This is a genomic window from Hungatella effluvii (genome assembly GCF_003201875.1).
GTDB lineage: Bacteria > Bacillota > Clostridia > Lachnospirales > Lachnospiraceae > Hungatella > Hungatella effluvii.
On record NZ_QJKD01000009.1, the window covers coordinates 255,138 to 267,308 of the forward strand.

Below are 12,171 nucleotides of genomic sequence, written 5' to 3' on the forward strand. Positions count from 1 at the left end.
CAACCCCAACAATAAGCGGCTAATATACCGAAAAACCGTTTCATCATCAAAAAGGAGGATTATCATGGTAACAATCGATTTCACAATTTTAGGAATGCTGAACTGGAAGCCAATGACTGGCTACGACATGAAGCGTATGATGCAGGATTCGCCGGTCATGTACTGGTCGGGGAATAACAATCAGATCTATAAAGCATTGGTACAGCTTCTTGATATGGGCTATGTTACAAACGAGCTGCAGTACCAGGAAAGCGCGCCCAACAAGAAGGTTTATTCGATCACGGACAGTGGGAGGGCGGCCCTGGAAGCATGGATTCTGGAGACAGAGCCGGAAAGTCCGGAGTTTAAGAAAGCGTTTCTGATTCAGATTTCCTGGGCCGGACTGATGGAAAAAGAAAAGATTGACCAGTTGCTTGCCCGGTATGAGGAACAGGTCAGAGAGCAGATTGCAATGCGGCAGGAGGAGAAGCGGCGTCAGAAATATTTCCCAAACCGGTCTGAGCAGGAGCACTATGTATGGGACCAGATTTATGATAATCTCTGCCAGTCCTATGAGGCCGAACTTCAATGGACCGTCCGGTTCCGCGAAGGACTGAAGGCATTGAAATGACGATTGAAAAAATGCGTGAAAAGGTGGTGATAAGGTATGCAGACAGAAATTATAACGATGAATCAGGCAAAAGCCGCAGTCATTTACAGCGGGGAATGCATTCTCAAGGACGCACAGTCGGCGCTGGACTTCATGATGAGTATGAAATATGAGACTGATTGTGAAAGGATTGCGCTGAATAAGAAGGCGGTCGCAGAAGAATTTTTCATTCTCAGCACAGGGCTGGCAGGCGAAATCTTGCAGAAGTTTATAAATTATGGGATAAAGTTCGCAGTCTACGGTGATTTTTCCAGATATACAAGCAAGCCCCTGAAGGATTTCATTTACGAGAGTAATCATGGAAAGGATGTGTTCTTTACCAGTGACCGGGAAGAGGCAATCAAAAGGCTTACCGAGATACGGTAAGCCCAAAAAGTCAGGACTGTCTGATTGCCTTTGCCGGAACGCCTGCGACAACCGTATGATCCGGAATATCCCGGATGACAACGGCGCCGGCCCCCACTATGGTTTCGGCCCCTACCTTGATATCGTCAATGATCGTACAGCCGATCCCTAAATATGCTTTTCGGCCGATCTCTGTGTGCCCTGCCATGGCGGCCCTGGGACAGATATTGACAAAATCTCCGATCATACAGTCGTGTTCGATGACAGCTCCCGTATTTACAATGCATCCGATGCCAACAGAAGCGTTTGTATTAATGACTGCTCCGGCCAGCACGGTACAGCCTTCCGAGATTACGGCGGAGGGACTGATCACCGCTGTGGGGTGGAGGAGGGAGGCCGGGTGAAGCCCTAAAGAAGCCAGCTTCGTAAGCTTTGCCTCGCGAAGGTCATTGCTGCCGGTTGCGACGATCACTTCATCATAAGCGCTGAGAATTTCTAAGAGATTCCCGTCTGTTTCCTCATAGATTTTGTGGCCGGGTATCTGCCGGGATTCCTTTTCACGGATCGTTAAAAAATCAATCTCACCATATCGTTTCATTGCCAGAGCGCATTCTGCTGTTACCGTTCCCTGGTCTCCGGCTCCCCAAATCAATAATCTCTTCATTCCAAATCCCCCTTTGACGTCTGCCAGACAGCAGGAATACAGTTCTTAAGCGTCTGCGCAATTCTGGATTCACTCTCTTTGCACCCGGTGTCCACCCAGCGTTTTACCACCATGGTGAAGCCCGCCTGAAAATAAACGAAGTAATACATCATTTCATCCTCCGATGTAATCCCGGCCGCCTGGCAGCGCGGTTTTAAAATTAGATTCCACATAGGTTCAAACCCCTGTTTGAGCGGAAATGCCCGCCTGGTCTGCAGAGCAATCCGGTAGAAATACTGATGCTTCCGGATATGCTGCAGGAAAAGGAGAATCAGCGGGTCCGAGAACGGCAGATCTTCCGGATTGCTGTGGGACGGATAGCTTTCCAGAAGCTCCTGATGCAGAAAGTCTTCCATTCGATCCAGCATATCGTAAATATCCGTAAAATGCGCATAAAACGTGGACCGGTTGACTTCGGCGGTTTCACATATCTTTTTGACTGTTATTTTTTCAAATTCCGTGTGCTTCATCAGCTCCAGCATGGCGGCATCCATGCGGATCTCCGTTTCCCGGTAGCGTTGATTATTTTTCGTATTCATGGCGTCGGCTCTTTTCTATTATTCCAACATAAATCGGTATATTGATGATTGTACAGAAAACTGTAACACAGTATGATGAAGAAAGCAAGAAAATGAATGAAATGACAGCAGCTATTTATATGGGAAATCTCTCAAACTCAAACAAAACTGAAACAAAACTGTGCTACAGTAAGAAAAAAGACGGAAAAAAGGAGGAAAAAGATGCGCATCCTGTACCAGTGGATCGGGGACGGAAGCCAGAGAATCAGGGAAAATTATAACGCGTCCGACAGCAGGTCCCTGCACATTACGGGGGCGACGGGCGCTTTTTGCATGCTGCTGGGGCTGGGAAAAATTATCTCCGGCGCGCTGTCACTTTCGGTGTTTGCCTGTATGAACGGCTGTTATACCCTGGGTATGACGGCAGCAAGGTACTGCGCCCTGGCAGGAACTGTGCGGTCTAAGGAACGGAAGAATCAGTATTTCTATTACCGTCTTGCCGGAGCCGTCATGGTAGCCGCCAGCCTGTTGTATGTTGCATATTCCCTCTGGACAATCCGCCATCCGAAAACAGTCAATTATGGAAAAATCGCGGCTATCACCATTGCAACGATCACCTTTACGGAAATCGGCGTCAATGTATGGGGCGTAATAAAATACCGGAAGTACCATTCCCCTCTGCTTCACGCGCTGAAGATTATCAGCCTGGGGACTTCGCTGATTTCGCTGGTACTGACCCAGTCAGCGATTCTTGCGTTTGCAGATGACGCGCAGGATCCGTCGGTCAACGGTTTTCTGGGAACGGTCACCGGAATCTGTGCGGCCCTGCTTGGTGTTTATATGATCCGGCGCATCAGCCGGATTGAGGCTGAGGACCTGCATAGAGAGGACTCTTATAAAGAGAACATTTACAACAAGAACATTTACAACAAGAACATTTACAACAAGAACATTTACAATAAGAACGTTTACAATAAGAAGGGGGACGATCTTTATGATTCACATACTGGTGGTAGATGATGACGAGAAACTGACACAGAGTATCTGCAGCTACTTAAATAACTGCGGTTATGAGGCGAAAGGAATGCTGTCTGCGGAAAGTGCCTATGACGAGATGTACAGCAGTTTCTATGATCTGATTATCTCTGATATCATGATGCCTGGAACGGACGGCTTTGCATTTGCCGAAACGATTCGCAGGCTGAATAAGAGAATCCCCATCCTGTTTGTCAGTGCCAGAGACGATCTGTCCTTTAAACAGAGGGGGTTCGATCTGGGGATCGACGATTATATGGTCAAACCTCTGGACTTAAGCGAACTGCTGATGCGGGTGCGGGCGCTGCTCCGCAGGGCCAATATCGAGGCCAGCCGCAGACTGACGGTGGGAAGTCTGGTTCTGGACGCCGATGGTATGGAGATCACGCAGGGCGAACAGGAGATTCCGGTGACGACGCGGGAGTTTAACATCATGTTCAAACTGCTGTCATACCCCAATCACACATTTTCCCGCTCCCAGCTGATGGATGAATTCTGGGGCGTGGACAGCGATACAAGTCTGCGGGCCGTGGATGTCTATATCACGAAGCTGCGGGACAAATTTTCCGCCTGCAATGAGTTTGAGATCCGGACGATCCGGGGGCTGGGGTATAAGGCGGTGCTGTTATGACGATAAACAAGGGTACGGAGGATGCACGGGTCACCCGCCGTTATTTCTTTTTTCCCGCCTATGTTGCGCTGGTGTTTCTGCTGGCGGTTCTGATGATGCTGCCGACGATCTTCTACGGTGGCGCCCATCTCATACTGGAGGAATCAGGCCCCTATATAAAATGGTACTTTCTGTATTGTATTGTTCTTGCTGCTTTCGTATCCGGCGGGCTGGCCCTGCGGAAGTATTTGAATTTTGACCGCCCGATTAAGAAGCTGAGCGCCGCGGCCAGACAGGTGGCGGAGGGGGATTTTTCCGTCTACATTCCCAAGCGTCATACCTCCAATGATATGGACTATATTGACGCGTTGTTTGTGGACTTCAACAAGATGGTGGAGGAACTGGGTTCCATCGAGACGCTGAAAAATGATTTTGCGGCCAACGTTTCTCATGAGCTGAAGACGCCTTTGGCGGCCATCCAGAACTATGCGCAGCTGCTTGGCACCACGGAGCTGACGCCGAAACAGCAGGAGTATACAGACCGGATTCTGTCGAGCACACAGCGTCTCACGTCGCTGATCTACAATATTCTGAAGCTGAACAAGCTGGAAAGCCAGAAGATACAGCCGAAACCGGAGCCATACGATCTCTGCCGCCAGCTCAGCGACTGCGCCATCGGCTTCGAGGCCATCTGGGAGCAGAAAAACATTAATTTTGAAGCGGACATGGAAGACCGTGCCGTGATCGAGGCAGATGAAGAACTCATGGAGCTGGTATGGAACAACCTGCTGTCCAATGCCTTTAAGTTTACAAAAGCGGGGGGAACGGTGAGCCTGCGTCAGTTTTCTGACGAAGAGCGCATTATCACAGAGGTGGGGGATACCGGATGCGGTATGACGCCGGAGATGATGAAGCATATGTTTGACAAATTTTATCAGGGGGATACGTCCCATTCCACAGAGGGAAACGGCCTTGGCCTGGCCCTGGTGCTGCGTGTCCTGGAGATGAGCGGCGGGACGATTACCGTGAACAGCACAGAGGGGAAGGGCACCGTCTTTACGGTCTCGCTGCCCCGCACTACAGCAAAGAAGGAGGAATCACAGACATCATGACAAGAATCAGGAAAGACGGTGCGGAATACGTTGGATATGAATACAAGGAAAAGTCTGTCCCGGCCTCATTTGCATCGCTGTATCTGGACAGTTATCCCTGTTTCGGATGGGAGGAGGATCCAAACGGCGTGAGCCGTAAAGAGAATGCGGAGACCGCCGGCCGTGCAGTTCTGCGCTTCCGGAGAGACAGAAAACTCTGCAACAGGGCGGAGCTGACCCGTCTGCAGAGGAACTTTGACAGCTGTGTTGCTGAGATCGACACTCTGGAGCGGTCCAAACGCTCAGGCGCTGTCATAGGAGCCCTTGTTACCGGAATCATGGGAACCGCGTTTATGGCCGGCTCGGTTTTCGCTGTTACGGCTGAACCTCCGATGGTGGTTCTCTGTATTTTGCTGGCTGTCCCCGGTTTTACCGGATGGATTCTTCCATACTTTTTATACCGGACGCTGCTGAGGAAAAAGTCGGCAAAGGTATCGCCATTGATAGAAGACAAGTATGAAGAGATTTACGAAATTTGTGAAAAGGGCAGTGACCTTTTGATTTGAAACAGCATGAGCGGCAGTTTCTCCCGTAAAAGGAAATAATTACGTGAGAAGCTGCCGCTTTTTAATATTATGGAAACAAAAATCAAACAAGAAAGAAATACAGCGGGGCTATACTCTCATTATCCCATTGAGAAAGGCGGTGAATGATAATACACAGACGAAAGACAGGGCCTGTGAGTAAGAGCGGTGACAGGCTGACTCTCATGCTGCTGTTCTTTCTGGATGTAATTGTTTCTGTTTATAAACTCAGCGTCTCATAATGTAAATGCACTGCTCATAGCGGGTGCCATGGGAGATGCAGTTACGTTAAGAGATACTGTATTTTAGAATCGGCGCTTTGCCGGTCGGATTGTGAGAGGAGATTAAGATGGCTGAATATCGTTTAAAGCCCGGTAAAGTCGGGGAAAAAGTAATAGGTGCTTATGAGAAGGCGGAGAAGAAATTTACGGATGCATTTCTGGAGGAGGATGCGGTTTCCGATTCAGGATACCGCCTGAAGACCGGAAAAACAGGAGAGTCGGTCAAAGGAGCGTATAAGAAAATCGAGGATGGCGTGGTGGGCGCATATAAAAAGGTGGAAGATGCCTTTGTCGATGCGTTTCTGGAACGATGCGATGAGGAGGAGAGCGGGGAGGTGGACAAATGAATAAAAGAGCGGTTGGTATGGTGATAACAGCCGGCGCCGCGGTTATGGCGGTTGTGGCTGCGGCTGCGGTCCTTCGCAGAAAAGGCAGTACGACACTGCATAAATTCCAGTGATGAAGCAGATATGTATTTTACTTACAAAGTATTCCGACTGGATTTCCAGTCTGGTTTACTACATCGGAGGGCAGGGGTATACCCACAGTTCGATTGCGCTGGGAGACCAGCCGACACAGTTTTACAGCTTTAATTACCGTGGCTTTGCCGTGGAAACAACGGAAAAACACAGGCGTCGGGGAGTCCGGTGCAGCCGCCTCTATTGCCTGAATGTTTCGGATACCGTCTATGAACGAATCGAGGAGAGAATCCGGTATTTTCTTGAAAACAGGGAGAACTACCGGTATACCCGCCTGGGAGTACTATGCTGTGTTCTCCGGCTGCCGTTGTACTGGAAGAATCATTATTTCTGTTCTCAGTTTGTGGCAGAACTCTTATCAGAGTCGAAAGCGCTGCGGCTGTCCCGCAAGCCGTGCTTCTACCTGCCCAACCATTTTATACGCCTGTTGGAGACACAGCCCTGCCTTGCAGGAATGGAACAGGATATTATTTAAAATAAAAATAAAATATGAAATAAAAATATTAAATATGGAGGTTCAATATGAAAAAAAGTAATTTCGTAGCATTGATTCTTGGCACCGTAGGTATCGTATTTTTTGCACTGGGAATGTGCATGGCACTGGTTGAAGAGTGGGGGATGTTCCAGAAGGGCATCATAGCCGGTGTAGTCGGCCTTATCATTCTTCTGATTACTGTGATTGTATGGCGCAGAATGGAAGGAAAGAGCCCTATCAGGCTGAACGCAAAGACCGTCGGATCGGTACTGGCCGGTGTGCTGGGGGCGCTGCTGCTGGGGGTTGGCATGTGCCTGTGCATGGTATTTGACAAAATGATTCCAGGTGTCGTCGTTGGCCTGGCAGGAATACTTGCACTTCTGATGCTGATTCCGATGACAAAGGGAATTCACGATTAAACGGATTACAGCAGTAGTTTTGCGTTCCGGCGTTTGCCCTGGGGCTTTGCCGAAACACGGAACTGCTGCGTATTTTTGTGGAGGTTTTAAAATAGAGATTGACATTTTTGTTTCTCTCCATTATAATATATCTAATAGATATATCTGTTAGATATATAGAAGCTTAATTCAGAAGGAGGAGCCATGCTCGAATCATTGATCCTGGGGATTGTATATGATGAAGATTTAACCGGATACGATATTAAGAAGAATATTGAGAAAAGCTTCGGAGTCTTTTATAAGGCCAGCTTTGGAAGTCTGTATCCCGCGCTCAAGAGGCTGACGGGCAAGGGTTTTGTGACAACGTATGAACATCCGCAGGGCGGCCGCCAGAAGATCTTTTATCACATAACGGAAGCGGGGAAATCCAGTTTTTTAGAATGGCTGTCGTCGCCGATGAATATTCTGGACGGCACGAACCTTAATCTGGCGAAAGTATACTTTTTCGACAGACTGCCGGCAGAGATCCGGGACACCCAGCTTCTCCTGTATGAGAACAACAATATAAGCTATCTGCGCGAGCTGGAAGCATTAGAGAAGAGCCTCAGTCATATGGATCATCTCGACAGCTGTTACTATAAAATGTCGACTCTTTATTACGGAATAAGTGTTACGGAGAAGACCATCGAGTGGTGCCGCCATATACGGGAAGGGAAAGTGCTGAAGGAACTGACTGCAAAATAGGAGCGGACCAGGAAATGAGGGAAACTTATGTCGGGAAAGTCACCGAGCGGTGCTTTAAGCCCTTACTATTACAAGGGCGGTTATTTTCACGGAATCCATTATGGAAGCTATTTTGATGATGCGGAGTCTCTGTATAAAATGATTGAGAAAGAGGAGCGTTTTATCCTGGAATCTCCGGAACAGCGCAGGATTATGATCGATCTCTATGAGACCTCTTTAACGCCTGAAGTGCTGGAGGCTGTGATGCGGCACATAGGCCGGCTGAGTCCAAGAATCGTAAAACTATCCATTGCCGCGGACAGGAAAAGTCTGAGAGTCTTACGCTGTGCCATGAAAAAAGCGGGAGTATTGGACGACGGGCGATATTATCTGTGCACGGATATGGAAGAGGGGAAGACCTGGCTTGTCAGCGATCATTCATGAACAGAAGGATAGATGGAAGCACAGTGTAAAACGCCGGGGCAGCCATCTGAAGTTTGCAGTAAACTGCATGGATGATTTTAGGAGGCGAAAGGCTGGCTTTTATGATAACCAGATGGCCTGCTCCGGCGGAGGGAGTGCAAAATAGAAAGAGCCGGTAATCCGAAGTTTTATAAACTTCTGGATTATCGGCTCTGCGTCTTTGCGTCTGGCTCTTTTATGATTGTTATTTGAAGCTGTTTTAGGTCGATCAGACTTTCCTGTCTGCATTTGGGGCAGTACAGGGGGAAATTCTTTAATTCGGTGTCGTCTCTTACTTTCATTCGTGTCTTGTTACCGCAAATCGGACACAGTAACCACATGGCGTTCATCATTTACTATCACACTCCTAACCGGCAATTCCATGTCCGGATTATGCAAACATGGTTTCCACACATTCTTTTATGAAATCCATTCTGTCCCCGGTATTTTCTTTGAAAAGAGAAGCGATAGCGATGACAAGCTCTTTCTCCCGGTTGACATAAATGGTATTACCGCTGTCCCCCATGGCTGCAAATGCATTATCATCTGCGATCCACCACAGGTATCCGTAGGGCAGATTTAACTCCTCCCACCGGCTGTGCTCCCTTGTGCTTTCGGCAATCCACTGGGCAGAGACGATCTGCTTCCCGTCCCATTTGCCGTCGTCTAAGTAAAGCTGACCGATCTTCGCCATGTCCCTGGCCGTGAGCGTCAGCCCCCATCCCGCCGCATGAATCCCTTTCGAGTCCATCACCCAGCCGCTTACGTCTCTGGCATTCATAAAGGCGTAGTGTGCTTCTTCATTTTCCAGAGTTACATTGCCTTTCACTGTAATACCGAGCGGGGCGAAGAGGTGTTCCGCCGCAAAGTCGAGCACGGATTGTCCGGTTGCCTTTACCAGAATGCCTGATAGAATATCCGGGCCAATAAAGGGCGTATAGCGGAATTTCCCTGACTTTTCCGGCCCGCCCAATAATTCCAGTGCGGTGCTTACCCAGTCATCCCTTGTAAAATATTCCAGATACGGCTCTTCCTGATGCTTGTACGGGGCAGTCATTGTCATCAGATCCCGTATCGTTATATCCCGTATCGTTGTTTCCCCTTCGTTGTAATTTTCAACCGGGAAGTCCGGGAAAAAGTCCAGCACCTTCTGGTTGACGCTCTGGACCGCCCCTCTTTCGATGGCGATGCCGATCAGGATAGAAATAATACTTTTTGTTACCGAAAAAATGTTGATGCAGCTGGCGGCCGTGCATCCGTTAAAATAGCCTTCGTACTGTGTTTCTCCATTTTTTAAAACAATCATGCCGGCAGTATTACTGTAACGACTATGAATGATCTCTTCCAATGCAGCGATCTTTTCCTGATTCATATTGTTTGTCTCCTTTGTCATTAGGCGCCGTTGTCGGGCAGCCATGATCAGATACCTTTTATCAGATACCCATTAGCTGGTGTCGTTTCAGCCTGGTTCTGCCTCCTCATATCGTGGGATTACCTCCTCATATCTATAGGGTAAATGCATTAAAAATGTTTTTCAACAACTTTTTTAAAAATTTTTCCCCAAATTGTTCATTTCCGAAATAGTTCCGAAATCGGTCCTGTATCTTGCAAGCAGAGAATTTTGTGTGTATGATGATTATAACAACGGAATAAGAGGTCTTCAGGGCAGGGTGAAATACCCGACTGGCGGTAAAGTCCGCAAGCCTGTGGTTGTACCATCTATAACGTTTATGAGCACCTGAAGGACATTTTTCAGATGCTGATTTTTTTAAGGGGATCGAGGATAGAACATGAACAGCAAAGCGAAGAATATCACTGCCATTGCAATGTTGTGCGCAGTCTCATACGTAGTTATGGTTTTCGGGCGTTTTCCAGTTGTATTATTCTTAAAATATGATCCGAAAGATGCGGTCATAGCCTTAGGCGGACTGATATGGGGGCCGATGACCTCCTGTATTGTTTCCGTGATTGTGTCTTTTTTGGAAATGCTTTCGGTCAGTGAAACGGGGATTATTGGCTGTATAATGAATATAATTTCCTCCTGTTCATTCGCCTGTACCGCTTCGGTAATTTATAAGAGAAAACGTACATTGACGGGAGCTGTCATCGGGCTGGCCGTCGGAGGCGTGACGATGACTGCAGTCATGATGTTATGGAATTATCTTGTCACGCCGCTCTATATGGGGTATCCAAGAGAAGCGGTAGCTAAATTACTGATCCCGGCATTTCTCCTATTTAATTTGCTTAAATCGGGGCTTAATGGGGGATTTACGTTTTTACTGTATAAGCCTGTTATAACTGCATTAAGAAAAGGCGGTTACGTCACGGCATCTGTAAAGCAAGGTAAAAAACGGCCTGCAGGATTGATTTTGGTAACTGTTATGATCATGATCAGCTGTATTCTGTTCATCCTATCCATGAACGGGATAATATGAGGAAATAAAATGGAAAGAATGAAGCATTTCCCTGTTTTCGTGTTACAAGGAGTTGTGATCCATGGACGCGGGATTGGTAAATTGGTTGGTATGCCTACGGCAAATTTGAAAGTCGTAAACAAAAGTGATTTGCCGGAGGAGGGGGTGTATATTTCAAAGGTGATGCTGGACAGTAACGTATATTATGGAATTACCCATATAGGAACACGTCCGACCATCGACAACGATTGTGACCTGTCTGTGGAAACGCATATTTTGAATTTTAATAAAGAGATATATGGGAATACCATGGAAATACAGCTATATAGAAAAATACGCAGTCCTCTGAAATTTGATAATTTATCGCTTTTATTAGAACAGATCAGAATGGATTGCCTGGCTTCATCGGAGTTCTGGGGAATAAAGCCTGTATCGTTGCACTTGTACATGGATATAAAAACTCATTCAGTAAAAGTTGATAATCAACGGCTGTCCTTGTCCAAAAAGGAGTTTGATATTTTATATATGTTATACTCAAATCCGGAAGTTGCATTTACAAAGGAACAAATCTATGAAGCGGTTTGGCATGAAGCGTCAAATGGATATTGCCATGCGGTGGAGAATACGATTTTTCAGATAAGAAAAAAATTAAAGGTATATTCCGCGCAGCATGATTTTATTAAAACTGTTGTTGGGTATGGTTATAGGATTCAGTTGAAGTAGGATAGAAAAAGAAATGTATTTTTATTTCTACAGATGATTAGATTCAGAATATTCAATTGGTTAACTCCCTGACCGATGGGCAGTCTGTTTTGTATAGTATGAGTTCGGGACAGCTTTCGGCAGTGGCATTATCTTTCCTGCTTTACATGAATCAGGTTTATGGCTAACAGTAAAGGAAAAATGCAAGAGGAACACTAAAAAATCATGATTGACAGATGAACTGAAATTGGCTTATAATAAAGATACAAAAAAGGCAGTTCACTCCAGCGAGTGGCTTCTAAAAAGTTATGTTTCTACAAGAATAGTCATATTTGCTTTGGAGGGCGGGTGACTATTTTTTTGTACCTATAATCATAATGATAAGTACTCCAAACGCAATCATCAAAGAAAGTGTCTCATATGTACTCATGTTATAATGGCAACATCTTGAAAAGTCCCGGAAAAGCCGGTAAAATCAATGGTTTTGCAACAGAAAAAAGCACTTATTACACCATTTTCTGGTTAGAGCTTTGAATGACAAAATTATGGATAAAATAAAAAATTACATAGCAAATTGGAATTTTCCAACTTTTAATATAGAATTAAAATCCCGTCTTTGACAGTAAAAAAATTCAAACACCGCTGGAAGCCCTATTCTATAAGGGTTTCACAGCGGTGTTGCTTTGTTTTTAAGTATAGTCT

18 protein-coding genes are annotated in these 12,171 nt (G+C 46.5%); 13 read left to right on the forward strand and 5 right to left on the reverse strand.

Annotated features, from left to right (window positions below; all coding sequences use genetic code 11):
* The first annotated feature begins 64 nt into the window (after positions 1–64).
* Entirely contained in the window at positions 65–610 is a 546-nt protein-coding gene (locus DFR60_RS17980) for a PadR family transcriptional regulator (RefSeq protein WP_110324125.1), read from the forward strand.
* A gap of 36 nt (positions 611–646) precedes the next feature.
* Positions 647–1,015, forward strand: a complete 369-nt coding sequence (locus DFR60_RS17985; RefSeq protein ID WP_110324126.1) for a DUF4180 domain-containing protein — start codon at positions 647–649, stop codon at positions 1,013–1,015.
* A 10-nt stretch (positions 1,016–1,025) separates the two neighbouring features.
* Here DFR60_RS17985 and DFR60_RS17990 read toward each other — a convergent pair whose 3' ends face one another.
* Positions 1,026–1,658 (reverse strand): acetyltransferase, encoded by a 633-nt coding sequence (locus DFR60_RS17990; RefSeq protein WP_110324127.1) that lies wholly within the window; start codon positions 1,656–1,658, stop codon positions 1,026–1,028.
* Entirely contained in the window at positions 1,655–2,236 is a 582-nt protein-coding gene (locus DFR60_RS17995) for a TetR/AcrR family transcriptional regulator (RefSeq protein ID WP_110324128.1), read from the reverse strand. The genes DFR60_RS17990 and DFR60_RS17995 overlap by 4 nt, the downstream gene beginning before the upstream one ends.
* Before the next feature lie 201 nt (positions 2,237–2,437).
* Between DFR60_RS17995 and DFR60_RS18000 the strand changes: the two genes are divergently transcribed.
* The 9 genes from DFR60_RS18000 to DFR60_RS18040 all read left to right on the forward strand — a co-directional run bounded on the left by DFR60_RS18000 (position 2,438) and on the right by DFR60_RS18040 (position 8,335).
* The gene (locus DFR60_RS18000) at positions 2,438–3,235 is read left to right on the forward strand and encodes a hypothetical protein (RefSeq protein ID WP_110324129.1); all 798 of its coding nucleotides are present in this window, start codon (positions 2,438–2,440) and stop codon (positions 3,233–3,235) included.
* Positions 3,210–3,881 (forward strand): response regulator transcription factor, encoded by a 672-nt coding sequence (locus DFR60_RS18005; RefSeq protein ID WP_110324130.1) that lies wholly within the window; start codon positions 3,210–3,212, stop codon positions 3,879–3,881. Before DFR60_RS18000 ends, DFR60_RS18005 begins: the two co-directional genes overlap by 26 nt.
* A complete protein-coding gene (locus DFR60_RS18010; RefSeq protein WP_110324131.1) occupies positions 3,878–4,972 on the forward strand; it encodes a sensor histidine kinase in 1,095 nt (364 codons plus the stop codon). Before DFR60_RS18005 ends, DFR60_RS18010 begins: the two co-directional genes overlap by 4 nt.
* A complete protein-coding gene (locus DFR60_RS18015) occupies positions 4,969–5,517 on the forward strand; it encodes a hypothetical protein (RefSeq protein WP_110324132.1) in 549 nt (182 codons plus the stop codon). Before DFR60_RS18010 ends, DFR60_RS18015 begins: the two co-directional genes overlap by 4 nt.
* 367 nt (positions 5,518–5,884) lie before the next feature.
* Positions 5,885–6,163, forward strand: a complete 279-nt coding sequence (locus tag DFR60_RS18020) for a hypothetical protein (protein ID WP_110324133.1) — start codon at positions 5,885–5,887, stop codon at positions 6,161–6,163.
* A 112-nt stretch (positions 6,164–6,275) separates the two neighbouring features.
* A complete protein-coding gene (locus tag DFR60_RS18025) occupies positions 6,276–6,770 on the forward strand; it encodes a hypothetical protein (protein WP_110324134.1) in 495 nt (164 codons plus the stop codon).
* A 47-nt stretch (positions 6,771–6,817) separates the two neighbouring features.
* The gene (locus DFR60_RS18030; protein WP_110324135.1) at positions 6,818–7,189 is read left to right on the forward strand and encodes a hypothetical protein; all 372 of its coding nucleotides are present in this window, start codon (positions 6,818–6,820) and stop codon (positions 7,187–7,189) included.
* Positions 7,190–7,372: 183 nt separating this feature from the next.
* Positions 7,373–7,912 carry a PadR family transcriptional regulator gene (locus DFR60_RS18035; protein ID WP_110324136.1) on the forward strand — a complete coding sequence of 180 codons (540 nt, stop codon included), beginning with the start codon at positions 7,373–7,375 and terminating at the stop codon, positions 7,910–7,912.
* Positions 7,913–7,939: 27 nt separating this feature from the next.
* On the forward strand, positions 7,940–8,335 hold the full coding sequence (locus tag DFR60_RS18040; protein WP_110324137.1) for an STAS/SEC14 domain-containing protein: 396 nt from the start codon (positions 7,940–7,942) through the stop codon (positions 8,333–8,335).
* Between the two features lie 182 nt (positions 8,336–8,517).
* On the opposite strand, the gene DFR60_RS18045 is transcribed toward DFR60_RS18040, so the two are convergent.
* Positions 8,518–8,706: a cysteine-rich KTR domain-containing protein gene (locus DFR60_RS18045; protein WP_002602578.1), complete on the reverse strand. Its 189-nt coding sequence runs from the start codon at positions 8,704–8,706 to the stop codon at positions 8,518–8,520.
* A gap of 38 nt (positions 8,707–8,744) precedes the next feature.
* Positions 8,745–9,725, reverse strand: a complete 981-nt coding sequence (locus DFR60_RS18050; protein ID WP_110324138.1) for a serine hydrolase domain-containing protein — start codon at positions 9,723–9,725, stop codon at positions 8,745–8,747.
* Positions 9,726–10,143: 418 nt separating this feature from the next.
* Here DFR60_RS18050 and DFR60_RS18055 point away from each other — a divergent pair, with 418 nt between their 5' ends.
* Together DFR60_RS18055 and DFR60_RS18060 are read left to right on the forward strand one after the other, a co-directional pair.
* A complete protein-coding gene (locus DFR60_RS18055) occupies positions 10,144–10,788 on the forward strand; it encodes an ECF transporter S component (protein ID WP_110324139.1) in 645 nt (214 codons plus the stop codon).
* 9 nt (positions 10,789–10,797) lie between these two features.
* Positions 10,798–11,490 carry a riboflavin kinase gene (locus DFR60_RS18060; RefSeq protein ID WP_243005114.1) on the forward strand — a complete coding sequence of 231 codons (693 nt, stop codon included), beginning with the start codon at positions 10,798–10,800 and terminating at the stop codon, positions 11,488–11,490.
* Between the two features lie 331 nt (positions 11,491–11,821).
* On the opposite strand, the gene DFR60_RS31335 is transcribed toward DFR60_RS18060, so the two are convergent.
* Positions 11,822–11,899 (reverse strand): putative holin-like toxin, encoded by a 78-nt coding sequence (locus tag DFR60_RS31335; protein WP_349698721.1) that lies wholly within the window; start codon positions 11,897–11,899, stop codon positions 11,822–11,824.
* Positions 11,900–12,171 lie beyond the last annotated feature (272 nt).